The organism is Streptomyces gobitricini (genome assembly GCF_039532985.1).
In the GTDB taxonomy this organism is placed as follows: domain Bacteria; phylum Actinomycetota; class Actinomycetes; order Streptomycetales; family Streptomycetaceae; genus Streptomyces; species Streptomyces gobitricini.
This window is the reverse complement of the sequence record NZ_BAAASR010000019.1, coordinates 13,940-30,271: the sequence shown is the minus strand read 5'-3', so window position 1 is coordinate 30,271 and position 16,332 is coordinate 13,940. Positions and strand designations below refer to the sequence as shown.

The window sequence follows — 16,332 nt, the reverse complement described above, 5'->3', positions numbered from 1 at the left end:
AGGCCGGTCCGTCACCGACGGACCGGCTTTTTCGTACTCAGGCCGCCCCCGCCCCGCCTCAGGCCGCCGCCGGCAACTCCGGGCGCAGCGGCCACGCCGGATCCACGGCCTCCTCCGAACCGTTGCGCGCGAACCACGCCTGCAGCCCGCGAGCCTGCGCGGCGTGCCACACGGCCTGCAACGTGTGCAGCTCCGCCGGCGACAGCCGTTCCAGACTGGACGCGAACCGGCGTCCCACCGCCCGGACGACCTCCAGCGCCGCCGCCGCGTCCGCCGCCGCGTCGTGCGCGCCCTCCAGCACGACCCCGTACTGCGCGCAGAGGTCGGTCAGCGTGCGGCGGCCCTTGCGGTACCGGTCCAAGTGCTTGTCCAGCACCCGCGGGTCCAGTACGCACATCGGGGCGTTCTGCAGGTAGCGGGAGAGCGACGAGGCGCGGTGGCGGCGCAGTTCACGGTCGAGGAGCGTCAGGTCGAACGGCGCGTTCATCACCACCAGCGGCCGGCCCGCCGCGCAGTGCTCGGCGAGCTGCCGCGCTATCTCCTCCATGACGGGCGAGGGCCAGCGGCCGTTGCGCCGCAGGTGATCGTCCGTCAGCCCGTGCACCCCGGTCGCGGCGGGCGGCACCGGTATGCCCGGATTCACCAGCCACCGGGTGGCCCGGACCCGCCCGCCCGCGGCGTCCTGGACGACGACGGCGGCGGACACGATCCGGTCCTCCTCGACGTCAACTCCCGTGGTTTCCGTGTCGAATGCGGCCAGGGGCCCCTCGTACCAGAGCGTCATACCCCGAACTCCTCGCGCGTACCCGGCAGATGGCGATCCCCCTGCCCGAAACGGTGATACCCGCGCCGTTTGCACCGTACGCAACGTGGTGACAACACAGGTGAGGGGCCGTCGAACTGACACCCCGTCGTCGGCCCGGGAAGGCATGAGGAGCCATGGCGCTCGCGCAGCCCGAACCCGGCGGGCTGCTGCCCCAGCAGATCGCACCACTGCGGGGCGCGCTCGCCACCACCGCCTGCATGGAGACCCTCCAGGTGGGCTACCTCCACGCGGTCGCGGCGGCCGCCGGCTGCTCGCTCTCCCAGCCCTTCCCGGACAACGGCATCGACTGGCACGTCAGCCACAGCGCCCCCGGGCACACCGTGGACGACGAAGTCACCATCAAGGTGCAGCTCAAGTGCACCTACCAGATCCCGCCGAACCCGGCGGGCCCCACGTTCTCCTTCACCCTCGACAACGACCACCTGGTGAAGCTGGCCCGCACCCCGGTCTCGGTGCACAAGATCCTGGTCGTGATGATCGTCCCCCGGACCCGGGAGGACTGGCTGCGGGCCGGCCACGACCGTCTCGACCTGCGGCACTGCTGCTACTGGACCAACCTCGCGGGCCATCCGGTCACCGGCCGGCGCCGCACCACCGTGCGCATTCCAACGAATCGGATATTCGACGACCGGGCACTCTGCGAGATCATGACCCGGGTCGGGGCGGGAGGAAGACCCTGATGCACCGGTCGATCGACGAGCCCATGCGGCCGCACCCCACGCCCACGCCCAGCCCCCTGGCCCACGACGGCCCCCTGGACCCCGCAAAGGTCGACCCCCGCGTCCTCGGGGCCCTGCTGGACCGGCACGGCTGGCGCCGCCGCGGGGGAGCCGCCGGTCGCTACAGCCGCTGGACCCCGCCCGGCCCCGGCGCCGGGACCGCCAGCCTCCTCGTCCCGGAGAGCCGCGCCTTCCCCGACTGGGAGGACCTCGTCGGCGAGGCCCTCACCGCGCTCTCCCGCTGCGCCGCGCCCTCAGCGCGCGAGGTCCTGGTCGGCCTGACCGTGCCGAGCGACGAGGTCCGCTGGTGGCGGGACGTCCCCCAGGGCCCCTCCGACACCGTCGCCTGGACCGTGCAGGAACAGTTGCGCTCCGCGGCCCGGCAGATCCTGCTGGCCGGCGCCCTCGCGGCGCGCGGCCGGGCCGGCTACCACGGAGCCCGGCACAGGCGGCAGGCCCAGGCCTCGATGGAGGGCGTCCTGATCGGCAACGTGCAGGGCGGGCGGGGGCTCACCGCCTTCGTGCCGGTCGACCCCGGCCGGGTGGTCACCACCCGGCTCCACCACGCGCTGCACGCCGCCCGCGAGGCAGTCGACTACCAGCGGGCGACCGGCAGACCGGAGGCGTTCGACTCGGCCGTCGAGGCGGGCGTCAGCCGGGAGCTGACCGAGGCGCTGATCTCCCTCGTACGCGGCACGGAAGGAGCGCGTATCGCCCTGGCGTGGGCGCCCGCCGCGGGCGTACCGGAGGGGTGCGCGGCGCGGCCCGAGCCGGTCGAGTTCTCGCCGGGCGACCTGCCCGCGCTGCGGGAGGCGGGCGTCCGCTACCTCCAGGACGAGCCGTCGGTGCCGGTGCGCATCACGGGGACGGTGGTGCGGATGCGCCGGTCGGGGCCGCGGGGGGCCGGTACGGTGCGGCTGCGGGTGCTGGCCGGGGCGGAGGTGCCGCACGTACGGGTGGCGCTGGACGAGGAGTCGTACCGCACGGCCGGGCACGCGCACCTGGTCGGGCTGCCCGTCCGGGTGGCGGGCAGGCTGGAGAGCCGGGGCGGCTTCCGGCGGCTGACCGATGCTTCCGGGGTCGTCCCCGTGCAGGTCGACGAGGCGGAGCGGGACCGGCTGATGAAGTCCCTCCACGAGAACCTGGGCTTCTTCGGGGAGGCGTGCGGGCCGGGGGACTGAAGGCCGGAGAGGGGGGAAACCGTTTCGCGGGCGGGCCGGGCGGCTCGGTACCATGCGGTACGGCGTGCGCGATATGACCGCGACGCTTTCCCTTCAGTCAGGAGAGACCGGTGTCAGACGTCCGTGTGATCATCCAACGCGATTCCGAGCGGGAAGAGCGCGTGGTGACGACGGGCACTACGGCCGCCGACCTCTTCACCGGTGAGCGCACCGTCGTGGCCGCCCGGGTCGCGGGCGAGCTGAGGGACCTCGCGTACGAGATCAAGGACGGCGAGACCGTCGAGCCGGTCGAGATCTCCTCCGAGGACGGCCTGAACATCCTGCGGCACTCCACCGCGCACGTCATGGCGCAGGCCGTGCAGGAGCTGTTCCCCGAGGCCAAGCTGGGCATCGGCCCGCCGGTCCGGGACGGTTTCTACTACGACTTCGACGTGGACAAGCCGTTCACGCCCGAGGATCTCAAGGCCATCGAGAAGAAGATGCAGGAGATCCAGAAGCGTGGTCAGCGCTTCTCGCGCCGGGTCGTCACCGACGAGGCCGCCCGCGAGGAGCTGGCGAACGAGCCGTACAAGCTGGAGCTCATCGGCATCAAGGGCTCCGCGTCCAGCGACGACGGCGCGGACGTCGAGGTGGGCGGCGGCGAGCTGACCATCTACGACAACATCGACGCCAAGACCGGCGAGCTGTGCTGGAAGGACCTCTGCCGGGGCCCCCACCTGCCCACCACCCGCAACATCCCGGCGTTCAAGCTGATGCGCAACGCGGCGGCGTACTGGCGCGGCAGCGAGAAGAACCCGATGCTCCAGCGCATCTACGGCACCGCGTGGCCCTCCAAGGACGAGCTGAAGGCCCACCTGGACTTCCTCGCGGAGGCCGAGAAGCGCGACCACCGCAAGCTCGGCAGCGAGCTCGACCTCTTCTCCGTCCCCGACGAGATCGGCTCCGGCCTGGCGGTCTTCCACCCCAAGGGCGGGATCATCCGCCGCGCCATGGAGGACTACTCGCGGCGCCGGCACGAGGAGGCGGGCTACGAGTTCGTCTACACCCCGCACGCCACCAAGGGGAAGCTGTTCGAGAAGTCGGGTCACCTGGACTGGTACGCCGAGGGCATGTACCCGCCCATGCAGCTCGACGACGGCGTGGATTACTACCTGAAGCCCATGAACTGCCCGATGCACAACCTGATCTTCGACGCGCGGGGCCGCTCCTACCGTGAGCTGCCGCTGCGCATGTTCGAGTTCGGGACGGTGTACCGGTACGAGAAGTCCGGCGTGGTGCACGGACTGACCCGGGCCCGTGGCTTCACCCAGGACGACGCGCACATCTACTGCACCAAGGAGCAGATGGCGGACGAGCTCGACTCGCTGCTGACCTTCGTGCTGAACCTGCTGCGGGACTACGGCCTGACCGACTTCTACCTGGAGCTGTCCACCAAGGACCCGGAGAAGTTCGTCGGCTCCGACGAGGTCTGGGAAGAGGCCACGGAGGTGCTGCGCAAGGCGGCCGAGAAGCAGGGCCTGCCCCTGACCCCCGACCCGGGCGGCGCGGCCTTCTACGGTCCGAAGATCTCCGTACAGGCCAAGGACGCCATCGGCCGTACCTGGCAGATGTCGACCATCCAGGTCGACTTCAACCTGCCGGAGCGCTTCAACCTGGAGTACACCGCGCCGGACGGCTCACGCCAGCGGCCGGTCATGATCCACCGTGCCTTGTTCGGCTCGATCGAGCGCTTCTTCGCGGTGCTGCTGGAGCACTACGCGGGCGCCATGCCGCCCTGGCTGGCTCCGGTGCAGGCGGTCGGCATCCCGATCGGTGACGCGCACGTCGAGTACCTCCAGGAGTTCGCCGCCGAGGCGAAGAGGAAGGGCCTGCGGGTCGAGGTGGACTCGTCCTCGGACCGGATGCAGAAGAAGATCCGCAACCACCAGAAGCTGAAGGTTCCGTTCATGGTCATCGTCGGTGACGACGACATGAACGCCGGCACGGTCTCCTTCCGCTACCGGGACGGGTCGCAGGAGAACGGCATCCCGCGCGAGGAGGCGCTGGCGAAGATCGCCGACGTTGTGGAGCGCCGCGTACAGGTGTGACGCGCCCGCCGAGGGGCGGTCCCGGTCCCCGGGGCCGCCCCTCGGCGTATCCGGTCACCTCGGCGGTCCGGCTCCACCGGCGGCGAATATGCTGGCACCCATGACGACTGAGCCGGAGCAGCAGATCGGAGTCGGGGCGCCTGACGCGTTCCAGCGCCTGTGGACGCCCCACCGGATGGCGTACATCCAGGGCGAGAACAAGCCGACCGGCCCCGGGGCCGACGACGGCTGTCCGTTCTGCACCATCCCGGCCAAGTCCGACGAGGACGGCCTGGTCGTCGCGCGCGGTGAGACGGTGTACGCCGTGCTCAACCTCTACCCGTACAACGGCGGACACCTGATGATCGTCCCGTTCCGGCACGTCGCCGACTACACGGAGCTGGACGACGCCGAGACGGCCGAGCTGGCGCTGCTGACCAAGCAGGCCATGACCGCGCTGCGGACCGCTTCCGGGGCGCACGGTTTCAACATCGGGCTCAACCAGGGCAGCGCGGCCGGGGCCGGGATCGCCGCCCACCTGCACCAGCACATCGTGCCCCGCTGGGGCGGCGACACCAACTTCATGCCGGTCGTCGGTCACACCAAGGTGCTGCCGCAGCTCCTCGGCGACACCAGGCGGATGCTCGCCGCCGCCTGGCCCACCGCCTGATCACGCGTCGTACGAGTCGGCCTTCTTCGGCATCGGGTCCTGGACGAAACCGCTCAGGACCATCGACCGGTTGGTGAAGCGCTCGGTGTCCACGCCGTGGTCGTCGAGCATCCTGATGGTCGCGGCGTGCACCGCCCGCATCACCGGGGTGGCCGCGCGGATGGCGTCGTCGGCCATGAAGCGGTGACGCCAGGGCTGCGAGGCCCAGGCGTGCCGCAGGCCGAAGGGCTCGGGCAGGACCAGCTTGCCGCCGAGGAAGTCGAGAACCGGCGGGAACCAGGTGAGCGGGGCCCGGACCGCGAGGCGTACGACCTCGTCGTTGTCGATCAGCGGCAGCGGGATCTCCTTGGTCTCCCAGAACCGGACCGTCTTCGAGACCACCTTCTTCTTGGGCTCGGGCTTCGTCATGAACAGGCCGTGCACCGGGCCGAGGGCGTGGCCGGTGACCTCGATGCGGAGCGTGTGCAGGAGCGCCGTGACGGTGACCATCATGGTGAGGACCAGCTGGCCGTCCCACAGCACGAACTGCACGCCCAGGTAGTGGCGGTTGCCCTTGCCGAACTGGTTCTCGTTGCAGACGCGCTGTATCTCGTGCGGCTTGACCTGGTACGCCACGACGTCCTCGCCCTCGGGCCGGGCGACCTCCTTGGCCCCCTCCCCGACGGGCGTGACGATCCAGTGGTTGACGGACGGGGTGGGGAACCCGGTCTTGAGGGTGCCGCGCTCCAGCAGCTTGAGCTCGTCGTGGATGGGGCGGATCACGTCCCAGGTACGGAAGGCGTGGATCTCCTTGCCGTCCTTCGGGACGAGCTCCTCGGCGAGGTGCCAGCTGCCCCAGCGGGTGCCCATGCCGAGGATGCCCTTGGGCCCGGCGTAGAAGACGACGTTGGAGCGCTGCTCGGCGGTGAGCTTCTCCAACTGCTGGCGCAGTTCCTCGGCGGCCGTCTCATTGGGGTCGTGCGGTACCGCTTCGGGGATCTTGGGGCCCACTCCGCCGCCGCTGAGCAGAGCGTCCCAGCGGGCGCGCAGGTCCTTCGCGGTCGCCTCACAGACCCGCTTGGCCAGGAACCAGCCGATCACCGGGGCGATGAACATCGCGCGCAGGTAGAGCGCCGGGAGCCCGGTGAAGGGCGGCCGGAGGAGGAAGAGGGCGGCCAGGATGCCGACCCCGACGAGCAGGAGGGCGCCCAACGCGCCGGAGCCCTTGCCGACCGCGCCGCCGGCGAGGGTACGGCGCAGCTGGAAGACGGTCAGCCACACCAGCATGCCGGGCAGGAAGAGCACCCCGAAGACCAGGGTGATGAGCGTCAGCCGCTTGTCGCGCTGCTTGCGGATGTTGGTGGCGCCCAGGCAGTGCTCGACGACCGGCTGGGGGTCGGTGCCGAACGACTGGATGAGGGGTTTGCGGGCGCCGCCGAGCATCCGGACCTGTACGGCGCGGCAGAACGCCTCGCCGAGGGTCGGTTTGAAGAGCGAGAACTTGCCCTTGGTGACGGTCGACTCGTGCCATTCGTTGTTGGCCTTGAGGATCTCGTCGACGTCGACGTTCTCCCGGTAAGCGGCAGAGGCCAGCGCGTGCGTCGCCACGGTCTGCCCGGCCGAGCCCTGGAGCGGGACCTGTGCCCCGGGACCGAAACTGTCCATTGTCACTTCGCCGCCCCCATCGCCGCGTGTGTCCGCACTGCGGTCTGTTCCCAACCCCCGTGCCCGGCACACCTGCTGAGCTGGGCACCACAGCCTATCGAGGACGCCGGTCGCGCGTCGGTGGTCGGCGGAAAGCCGCCCGCCCGAGGTGAGTCGGGGGCGGGCGGCCCGGGAACACCGGTCACGCCTCGGCGCGTTCGCGGACCTTCTCGGCGATCTGCGGGGGCATCGCCTCGTGGCGTGCGTAGCGGCGGTCGAAACAGCCGGTGCCGTGGGAGACGGAGCGGAGGTCGACGGCGTACCGTCCGATCTCGATCTCGGGCACGTCGGCCCGTACGAGCGTCCGCCCCTGCCCCGCCTGTTCGGTGCCGACGACCCGTCCGCGCCGGCCGGACAGGTCGCTCATCACCGGGCCGACGAACTCGTCCGGTACGAGGACCTCGACTTCGGCGACCGGTTCGAGGAGGTCGATGCGGGCGTCCGCCGCGGCCTCGCGCAGCGCCAGGGCGCCGGCCGTCTGGAAGGCCGCGTCGGAGGAGTCGACCGAGTGCGCCTTGCCGTCCCGGAGGGTGACGCGCACGTCGACGAGGGGGTGGCCGGCGGCGACACCCTTGGCCGCCTGGGCGCGTACGCCCTTCTCCACGGACGGGATGAACTGGCGCGGTACGGCTCCACCGACGACCTTGTCGACGAACTCGATGCCCGAACCGGGCGGCAGCGGTTCCACCTCGATCTCACAGACGGCGTACTGCCCGTGCCCGCCGGACTGCTTGACGTGCCGGCCCCGCCCCGAGGCCCGGCCGGCGAAGGTCTCGCGCAGCGACACCTTGTGCGGCACGACGTCGACCTGGACGCCGTAGCGGTCACGCAGCCGCTCCAGCGCGACGTCCTTGTGCGCCTCGCCCAGGCACCACAGGACGACCTGGCGGGTGTCCTGGTTCTGTTCCAGGCGCATCGTCGGGTCCTCGGCGACCAGCCGGGAGAGCCCCTGGGAGAGCTTGTCCTCGTCCGCCTTGCTGTGCGCCCGGACGGCGAGCGGCAGGAGTGGGTCGGGCATCGTCCAGGGTTCCATCAGGAGCGGGTCGTCCTTGGCGGAGAGGGTGTCGCCGGTCTCGGCCCGGGACAGCTTGGCGACGCAGGCCAAATCGCCGGCGACGCAGCGGTTCAGCTGTCGCTGCTGCTTGCCGAAGGGCGCGGTGAGCGCGCCGATCCGCTCGTCGACGTCGTGGTCCTCGTGGCCCCGGTCGGCGAGGCCGTGCCCGGAGACGTGGACGGTCTCGTCGGGGCGGAGGGTGCCCGAGAAGACCCGTACCAGCGAGATACGCCCGACGTACGGGTCGGAGGAGGTCTTCACGACCTCGGCGACCAGCGGCCCGTCCGGGTCGCAGGTGATCCCGGGCCGGGGCGCGCCCTGAGGCGTGGTGACGGCGGGCGCCTCGCGCTCCAGGGGTGTGGGGAAGCCGCGGGTGATCAGGTCCAGCAGCTCGACGGTGCCGAGGCCCTGCTTCCCGCCGGGCGCGGCGGGGGCGGCGGCGAGGACGGGGTGGAAGGTGCCGCGTGCGACGGCCTTCTCCAGGTCGTCGATGAGGGTCTTGAGGTCGATCTCCTCCCCGCCGAGGTAGCGGTCCATGAGGGACTCGTCCTCGCTCTCGGCGATGATCCCCTCGATGAGGCGGTCGCGGGCCTCCGCGATGAGCGGGAGCTGGGCGTCGTCGGGCGGGTTCTCCGCGCGCTCCCCGGACGCGTAGTCGAAGATCTTCTGCGTGAGCAGTCCGACGAGCCCGGTCGCCGGGGCGTGTCCGTCGGGCGTCTGCGGGCCCAGCACGGGCACGTAGAGCGGGAGGACGGCGTCGGGGTCGTCACCGCCGAAGGTCCGCGCGAGGACCCGGGTCAGCTCGTCGAAGTCGACGCGCGCGGTGTCGAGGTGGGTGACGACGATCGCGCGGGGCATACCGACCGCCGCGCACTCCTCCCACACCATGCGGCAGGAGCCGGCGATCGCGTCGGCCTCCTGGGCGGCCGAGACGACGAAGAGGGCCGCGTCCGCGGCGCGCAGACCGGCCCTGAGCTCCCCGACGAAGTCCGCGTATCCGGGGGTGTCCAGCAGGTTGATCTTGCATCCGCCCCACTCGAGGGGGACGAGGGAGAGCTGTACGGAGCGTTGCTGGCGGTGTTCGATCTCGTCGTAGTCGGAGATCGTGCCGCCCTCCTCGACCCGGCCCGCCCGGTTGACCGCTCCGGCGGTCAGCGCGAGGGCCTCGACCAGGGTCGTCTTGCCGGATCCGCTGTGGCCGACCAGCACCACATTCCGTACCGATGAGGGCTGGTCGGCCGTTATCGCCCTGCCGGCGGCTCCGGGGTGTGCGTTCGCCTTGTCGCCCATGGTTCTTCCTCCCGATCGCGAGTGCACGCGGTGCACGGTGGAGGTGGGGGCGCGGGCGCGGGGGAGTCCTCCTGGGGCGGCTCCGGCGGTGCCCGCGGTCGTCTTTCGAGCTTTCCACTCAGGCCAGGTTGCGTCCATACGTCCGACACCGCGACGGGAGCGAGGGTGCCCGGGGGTGGGGGGCGGCCCTGCCTGGCTACGATGGGCCAGCCGGTGGCCGTAGGGGTCGCGCGGCCCACCGACCCTCGGGAAGGCCATGCTGAACAAGTACGCGCGTGCATTCTTCACGCGTGTTCTCACACCGTTCGCCGCGTTTCTGCTCCGCCGCGGGGTCAGCCCCGATGCCGTCACGCTCATCGGCACGGCCGGCGTGGTGGCGGGCGCGCTGGTCTTCTTTCCCCGGGGGGAGTTCTTCTGGGGCACGATCGTCATCACCCTCTTCGTCTTCTCCGACCTGGTGGACGGCAACATGGCCCGCCAGGCCGGTATCTCCAGCCGCTGGGGCGCCTTCCTGGACTCGACGCTGGACCGGGTCGCCGACGGCGCGGTCTTCGGCGGCTTCGCGCTGTGGTACGCGGGCAAGGGCGACGACAATGTGATGTGTGCCGTGGCCATCTTCTGCCTGGCGAGCGGCCAGGTCGTGTCGTACACGAAGGCGCGGGGCGAGTCGATCGGCCTGCCGGTGGCGGTCAACGGGCTGGTCGAGCGGGCGGAACGGCTCGTGGTCTCGCTGGTGGCGGCCGGCCTCGCCGGACTGCACGGCTTCGGTGTTCCGGGCATCCAGGTGTTGCTGCCGATCGCCCTGTGGGTGGTCGCCGCGGGCAGTGCGGTGACGCTGGGGCAGCGAGTGGTGACGGTACGGCGTGAGGCGGCGGAGGCGGACGCGGCCGGTGGTGCCGGTAGCGTCGGTGGTGCCGATGCGGCCGGTGGTGCGAGGGGGAGTGAGGCGACGTGAGTGCGGTGGGTGAACGGCTGACCGACGCGCTGTACGGGCTCGGGTGGAGCGCCGTGAAGAAGCTGCCGGAGCCGGTGGCGGCCGGGCTGGGCCGACGTATCGCGGACACGGCGTGGAAGCGGCGGGGCACCGGGGTGCTGCGGCTGGAGGCCAACCTCGCGCGCGTGGTGCCGGACGCCTCCCCGGCCCGGCTGGCGGAGCTCTCGAAGGCCGGGATGCGCTCCTACATGCGCTACTGGATGGAGTCGTTCCGGCTGCCGGCGTGGAGCGTGGAGCGCGTCAAGGACGCGGTCGAGATCAAGGACCTGCACCATCTGACGGAGGGGCTGGCCGCCGGCAAGGGCGTCGTCCTCGCGCTGCCGCACCTGGCCAACTGGGACCTGGCCGGTGTGTGGTCCACCCGCGCGCTGGGCGTGCCGTTCACGACGGTCGCCGAGCGGCTGAAGCCGGAGTCGCTGTACGACCGGTTCGTGGCCTACCGGGAGTCGCTGGGCATGGAGGTGGTGCCGCACACCGGTGGCGCGGCGTTCGGGACCCTGGCGCGGCGGCTGCGGGCCGGCGGGCTGGTGTGCCTGGTGGCCGACCGGGACCTGTCGGCGTCGGGTGTCGAGGTGACGTTCTTCGGCGAGACGGCGCGGATGCCGGCCGGTCCGGCGATGCTGGCGCAGCAGACCGGCGCGCTGCTGCTGCCGGCGACGCTCTGGTACGACGGCACGTCGGTGATGAAGGGGCGGGTGCACCCGCCGGTGGACGTACCGCCGACCGGGACGCGACGGGAGAAGGCGACCGTCATGACGCAGGCGCTGGCCGATGTCTTCGCGGCCGGGATCGCCGACCACCCCGAGGACTGGCACATGTTGCAGCGGCTGTGGCTCGCCGACCTGGACCCCGCGAAGGGACCCGAGGCGTGAAGATCGGCATCGTCTGCCCGTACTCCTGGGACGTACCGGGCGGCGTCCAGTTCCACATCCGTGACCTGGCCGAACACCTGATCCGGCTCGGCCACGAGGTGTCGGTGCTGGCACCGGCCGACGACGAGACCCCGCTGCCCCCGTACGTCGTCTCGGCGGGCCGCGCGGTCCCCGTGCCGTACAACGGCTCGGTCGCCCGGCTGAACTTCGGGTTCCTCTCGGCGGCCCGGGTGCGGCGGTGGCTGCACGACGGCACGTTCGACGTGATCCACATCCACGAGCCGGCGTCGCCGTCGCTGGGGCTGCTGTCGTGCTGGGCGGCGCAGGGCCCGATCGTGGCCACGTTCCACACGTCGAACCCGCGGTCGCGGGCGATGATCGCCGCGTACCCGATCCTCCAGCCCGCGCTGGAGAAGATCAGCGCGCGGATCGCGGTGAGCGAGTACGCCCGCCGGACGCTGGTGGAGCACCTCGGCGGTGACGCGGTCGTCATCCCCAACGGGGTGGACGTCGGCTTCTTCGCCGAGGCCGAACCCAAGGCGGAGTGGCAGGGCGGCACGCTCGGGTTCATCGGCCGGATCGACGAGCCGCGCAAGGGCCTGCCCGTGCTGATGAAGGCGTTCCCGAAGATCCTCGAGGCCTGTCCCGGCACCCGCCTGCTGGTGGCGGGCCGGGGCGACGAGGAGGAGGCCGTCGCGTCGCTGCCGGCCGGCATGCGCGAGCGCGTGGAGTTCCTCGGCATGGTCAGCGACGAGGACAAGGCGCGGCTGCTGCGCAGCGTGGACGTGTACGTGGCGCCCAACACCGGGGGCGAGAGCTTCGGCATCATCCTGGTCGAGGCCATGTCCGCGGGTGCGCCGGTGCTGGCCAGCGACCTGGACGCGTTCGCGCAGGTGCTGGACCAGGGCGCGGCGGGCGAACTGTTCGCCAACGAGGACGCGGAGGCCCTGGCCAAGTCGGCGGTCCGGCTGCTGGGCGACCCCGTGCGGCGCGCGGAACTGCGTGAACGGGGCAGCACACATGTCCGCCGCTTCGACTGGTCGACCGTCGGCGCGGACATCCTGGCGGTCTACGAAACGGTCACCGACGGCGCGGCCTCGGTGGCCACGGACGAGCGGCTGGGGCTGCGCGCCCGGTGGGGACTGGCGCGGGACTGAACCCGGGTGTGCCTGGTCCGGCCCGGGCCCCTTGGGCGGGGCCGTACGGGACCGGCGCGGAAGCCGCCCCCTGTCGCACCGCCGGGTACCGGGGGCAGGATGGCCCGCATGCGGATCCACCGACTGGACCTGGGCCACTTCGTACGCTCCGCCGCCGAGGCGGGCACCGGACATCCGCGCGTGGAACCCGTGCTCGCGTACCTGGTGCGGCACAGTGAGGGGCTGTTGCTCTTCGACACCGGGCTCGGGGCGGGCGACCCGGAGGCGGAGGCGCGGTACCGGCCGCGACGCAAGGGGCTGGCGGAGGCGCTCGGGGCGCGGGGCGTCGCCCCGGACGACATCGACGCCGTGGTGAACTGCCACCTCCACTTCGACCACTGTGGCGGCAACCCGCTCCTCGCCGGCCGCCCCGTCCTCGTACAGCGCACGGAACTGGCCGCCGCCCGTGCCGGTGGCCACACGATCGACGCCCTGGTCGACTTCCCCGGCGCCCGCTATGAGGAGCTCGACGGGGAGGCCGACGTCTGGCCGGGGGTCCGGGTCGTCCCCACACCCGGGCACACGGCAGGGCACCAGTCGCTGGTCGTGTCCGGTCCGGACGGTGTCGTGGTGCTCGCCGGGCAGGCGTACGACTTCGCCTCGCAGTACGCGTCGGACGAGTTGGCCCGCGCCGCCGGGCACCGGGAGATCCCCGTGCCCCGGTGGCTGGACCGGATCGCTTCGTTCGGTCCGCGCCGGGTGCTGTTCGCGCACGACCGGTCGGTGTGGGAAGGGGACGCACCGGCGCCCCGGTAGCCTTTCGGCCCGTGATCGAAACCCTCATCTGGATCGTCGTCGCCCTGGTCGCGATCGGCCTGTACCTGAGCTGGACCGCCGGACGGCTCGACCGGCTGCACGCCCGGATCGACGCCGCCCGCGCCGCGCTCGACGCCCAGCTCCTGCGCCGCGCCTCGGTCGCCCAGGAGCTGGCCACCTCGGGCGTGCTCGACCCGGCGGCGTCCATCGTGCTCTACGAGGCCGCGCACGCCGCCCGGCAGGCCGAGGAGGAGCAGCGCGAGGTCGCCGAGAGCGACCTGAGCCAGGCGCTGCGCGCGGTGTTCGGCGAGCCCGAGCAGATGGAGGCGGTACGGGAGGCCCCCGGTGGCGAGGAGGCCGCCGGGGAGCTCGCGGCGGCCGTGCGCCGAGTGCCGATGGCCCGGCGGTTCCACAACGACACCGTACGGGCCGCGAGGGCGCTGCGCCGGCACCGCAAGGTGCGCTGGTTCCGGCTGGCGGGCCACGCCCCGTTCCCGATGGCCTTCGAGATGGATGATCAGCCGCCGACGGCCCTGGCGGACCGGCCCGGGAGCGGCTGATCCACGGAAAACGGGCCACCGGCCCTCCGGTCGGCCGGTGGAAAACGAGCCACCGGCTCACCATTGGCCCTTGCTGTGGCCCAGGTGGCCCGGGTTTCCTCGGTGTAGTTGAAACCCCCGTTTCTTGAGTGAGGTCCATCCGTGTCCAGCACCAGCACCCCGCAGTCCCCCGAGACCGGCACCGCCCGCGTCAAGCGCGGCATGGCCGAGCAGCTCAAGGGCGGCGTGATCATGGACGTGGTCAACGCCGAGCAGGCCAAGATCGCCGAGGACGCCGGCGCCGTCGCCGTCATGGCCCTCGAGCGGGTCCCGGCCGACATCCGCAAGGACGGCGGTGTGGCCCGGATGTCCGACCCCAACATGATCGAGGAGATCATCGAGGCGGTCTCCATCCCGGTCATGGCCAAGTCCCGCATCGGCCACTTCGTCGAGGCCCAGGTCCTGCAGTCCCTCGGCGTCGACTACATCGACGAGTCCGAGGTCCTCACCCCGGCCGACGAGGTCAACCACTCCGACAAGTGGGCCTTCACCACCCCCTTCGTCTGTGGCGCCACCAACCTGGGCGAGGCCCTGCGCCGTATCGCCGAGGGCGCGGCCATGATCCGCTCCAAGGGCGAGGCCGGCACCGGCAACGTGGTCGAGGCCGTCCGCCACCTGCGCCAGATCAAGAACGAGATCGCCAAGCTCCGCGGCTTCGACAACAACGAGCTGTACGCCGCCGCCAAGGAGCTGCGCGCCCCCTACGAGCTCGTCAAGGAGGTCAGCGAGCTCGGCAAGCTGCCGGTCGTGCTGTTCTCCGCCGGTGGCGTCGCCACCCCGGCCGACGCCGCGCTGATGCGCCAGCTCGGCGCCGAGGGCGTCTTCGTCGGTTCCGGCATCTTCAAGTCGGGCGACCCGGCCAAGCGCGCCGCCGCCATCGTGAAGGCCACCACCTTCTACGACGACCCGAAGATCATCGCGGACGCCTCCCGCAACCTGGGCGAGGCCATGGTCGGCATCAACTGCGACACCCTCCCCGAGGCCGAGCGCTACGCGAACCGGGGCTGGTGATGACCACCCCGCTCATCGGCGTCCTGGCCCTCCAGGGCGACGTACGCGAGCACCTGATCGCCCTGGCCTCGGCGGACGCCGTGGCCAGGCCGGTCCGGCGCCCCGAGGAGCTCGCCGAGGTCGACGGCCTGGTGATCCCCGGCGGCGAGTCGACCACCATCTCCAAGCTGGCCGAGCTCTTCGGCCTCATGGAGCCGCTGCGTGAGCGCGTCGGGGCGGGCATGCCCGTCTACGGCACCTGCGCGGGAATGATCATGCTCGCCGACAAGATCCTCGACCCGCGCTCGGGCCAGGAGACGCTCGGCGGCATCGACATGATCGTCCGCCGTAACGCCTTCGGGCGGCAGAACGAGTCCTTCGAGGCGGCCGTCGAGGTGGCGGGCGTCGAGGGCGGCCCCGTCGAGGGCGTCTTCATCCGGGCGCCCTGGGTCGAGTCGGTCGGTGCCCGGGCCGAGGTCGTCGCCGAGCACGACGGCCACATCGTCGCCGTACGGCAGGGCAACGCCCTCGCCACGTCGTTCCACCCGGAACTCACCGGCGACCACCGGGTGCACGCGCTCTTCGTCGACATGGTGCGCGCGGCGGCCTGACCCGATCCCGGTAGGATCTCCGGGGTTCGTTCAGAAATGGGTTACGCGAAGGAGACAGGCAGATGTCCGGCCACTCTAAATGGGCTACGACGAAGCACAAGAAGGCCGTGATCGACGCCAAGCGCGGCAAGCTCTTCGCGAAGCTGATCAAGAACATCGAGGTCGCGGCCCGCACCGGCGGCGGCGACCCCGATGGCAACCCGACGCTCTACGACGCCATCCAGAAGGCCAAGAAGAGCTCGGTCCCGAACAAGAACATCGATTCCGCCGTCAAGCGCGGTGCCGGCCTGGAGGCCGGTGGCGCCGACTACGAGACGATCATGTACGAGGGGTACGGCCCGAACGGTGTCGCGGTGCTCATCGAGTGCCTCACCGACAACCGCAACCGCGCCGCCTCCGACGTACGCGTCGCCATGACCCGCAACGGCGGTTCGATGGCCGACCCCGGCTCGGTGTCCTACCTCTTCAACCGCAAGGGCGTCGTCATCGTCCCCAAGGGCGAGCTGACCGAGGACGACGTGCTGGGCGCGGTCCTGGACGCGGGCGCGGAGGAGGTCAACGACCTCGGTGAGAGCTTCGAGGTCCTCAGCGAGGCCACCGACCTGGTCGCGGTCCGCACCGCCCTCCAGGAGGCCGGCATCGACTACGACTCGGCCGACGCCAACTTCGTCCCGACCATGCAGGTCGAGCTGGACGAGGAGGGCGCGCGCAAGATCTTCAAGCTGATCGACGCGCTGGAGGACAGCGACGACGTGCAGAACGTCTTCGCGAACTTCGACGTCTCCGACGACGTCATGGCGAAGGTCGACGCCTGATCCCAGGCAC

At 71.5% G+C, this 16,332-nt stretch carries 15 protein-coding genes; 12 read left to right on the top strand and 3 right to left on the bottom strand.

Going from position 1 to position 16,332, the window contains the following annotated elements:
• Positions 1-58: 58 nt before the first annotated feature.
• Positions 59-784 (bottom strand): 3'-5' exonuclease, encoded by a 726-nt coding sequence (locus tag ABD347_RS18190; RefSeq protein ID WP_344362484.1) that lies wholly within the window; start codon positions 782-784, stop codon positions 59-61.
• Positions 785-939: 155 nt separating this feature from the next.
• Between ABD347_RS18190 and ABD347_RS18185 the strand changes: the two genes are divergently transcribed.
• From ABD347_RS18185 to ABD347_RS18170, 4 genes are all read left to right on the top strand, one after another.
• Positions 940-1,506, top strand: a complete 567-nt coding sequence (locus tag ABD347_RS18185) for a DUF4365 domain-containing protein (RefSeq protein ID WP_344362482.1) — start codon at positions 940-942, stop codon at positions 1,504-1,506.
• The gene (locus ABD347_RS18180) at positions 1,506-2,726 is read left to right on the top strand and encodes a hypothetical protein (RefSeq protein ID WP_425575692.1); all 1,221 of its coding nucleotides are present in this window, start codon (positions 1,506-1,508) and stop codon (positions 2,724-2,726) included. Before ABD347_RS18185 ends, ABD347_RS18180 begins: the two co-directional genes overlap by 1 nt.
• A 110-nt stretch (positions 2,727-2,836) precedes the next feature.
• Positions 2,837-4,813, top strand: coding sequence for a threonine--tRNA ligase (gene thrS / locus ABD347_RS18175; protein ID WP_344362480.1), 1,977 nt, complete (start codon positions 2,837-2,839; stop codon positions 4,811-4,813).
• An 88-nt stretch (positions 4,814-4,901) separates the two neighbouring features.
• Positions 4,902-5,462 carry an HIT family protein gene (locus tag ABD347_RS18170; RefSeq protein ID WP_344362477.1) on the top strand — a complete coding sequence of 187 codons (561 nt, stop codon included), beginning with the start codon at positions 4,902-4,904 and terminating at the stop codon, positions 5,460-5,462.
• Here ABD347_RS18170 and ABD347_RS18165 read toward each other — a convergent pair whose 3' ends face one another.
• Both ABD347_RS18165 and ABD347_RS18160 read right to left on the bottom strand, forming a co-directional pair.
• Positions 5,463-7,106 carry a hypothetical protein gene (locus ABD347_RS18165; protein ID WP_344362476.1) on the bottom strand — a complete coding sequence of 548 codons (1,644 nt, stop codon included), beginning with the start codon at positions 7,104-7,106 and terminating at the stop codon, positions 5,463-5,465.
• Between the two features lie 181 nt (positions 7,107-7,287).
• Positions 7,288-9,489 carry an elongation factor G-like protein EF-G2 gene (locus tag ABD347_RS18160; protein ID WP_344362473.1) on the bottom strand — a complete coding sequence of 734 codons (2,202 nt, stop codon included), beginning with the start codon at positions 9,487-9,489 and terminating at the stop codon, positions 7,288-7,290.
• 256 nt (positions 9,490-9,745) lie between these two features.
• Between ABD347_RS18160 and pgsA the strand changes: the two genes are divergently transcribed.
• The 8 genes from pgsA (at position 9,746) to ABD347_RS18120 (ending at position 16,322) form a co-directional block, all read left to right on the top strand.
• Positions 9,746-10,444 (top strand): phosphatidylinositol phosphate synthase, encoded by a 699-nt coding sequence (pgsA, locus tag ABD347_RS18155; RefSeq protein WP_344362471.1) that lies wholly within the window; start codon positions 9,746-9,748, stop codon positions 10,442-10,444.
• A gap of 5 nt (positions 10,445-10,449) precedes the next feature.
• Complete coding sequence (locus tag ABD347_RS18150; protein ID WP_425575695.1) at positions 10,450-11,355, top strand: phosphatidylinositol mannoside acyltransferase; 906 nt, start codon at positions 10,450-10,452, stop codon at positions 11,353-11,355.
• On the top strand, positions 11,352-12,512 hold the full coding sequence (locus tag ABD347_RS18145) for a glycosyltransferase family 4 protein (protein WP_344362466.1): 1,161 nt from the start codon (positions 11,352-11,354) through the stop codon (positions 12,510-12,512). Before ABD347_RS18150 ends, ABD347_RS18145 begins: the two co-directional genes overlap by 4 nt.
• 108 nt (positions 12,513-12,620) lie before the next feature.
• Positions 12,621-13,307, top strand: a complete 687-nt coding sequence (locus ABD347_RS18140) for an N-acyl homoserine lactonase family protein (RefSeq protein WP_425575690.1) — start codon at positions 12,621-12,623, stop codon at positions 13,305-13,307.
• Between the two features lie 11 nt (positions 13,308-13,318).
• Positions 13,319-13,867, top strand: a complete 549-nt coding sequence (locus ABD347_RS18135) for a hypothetical protein (protein WP_344362462.1) — start codon at positions 13,319-13,321, stop codon at positions 13,865-13,867.
• Positions 13,868-14,008: 141 nt separating this feature from the next.
• Positions 14,009-14,917 (top strand): pyridoxal 5'-phosphate synthase lyase subunit PdxS, encoded by a 909-nt coding sequence (gene pdxS / locus ABD347_RS18130; RefSeq protein WP_336321482.1) that lies wholly within the window; start codon positions 14,009-14,011, stop codon positions 14,915-14,917.
• Positions 14,917-15,507, top strand: coding sequence for a pyridoxal 5'-phosphate synthase glutaminase subunit PdxT (gene pdxT / locus ABD347_RS18125; protein ID WP_344362460.1), 591 nt, complete (start codon positions 14,917-14,919; stop codon positions 15,505-15,507). The genes pdxS and pdxT overlap by 1 nt, the downstream gene beginning before the upstream one ends.
• Before the next feature lie 62 nt (positions 15,508-15,569).
• Entirely contained in the window at positions 15,570-16,322 is a 753-nt protein-coding gene (locus ABD347_RS18120) for a YebC/PmpR family DNA-binding transcriptional regulator (RefSeq protein ID WP_344362458.1), read from the top strand.
• The last annotated feature ends 10 nt before the right edge of the window (positions 16,323-16,332 follow it).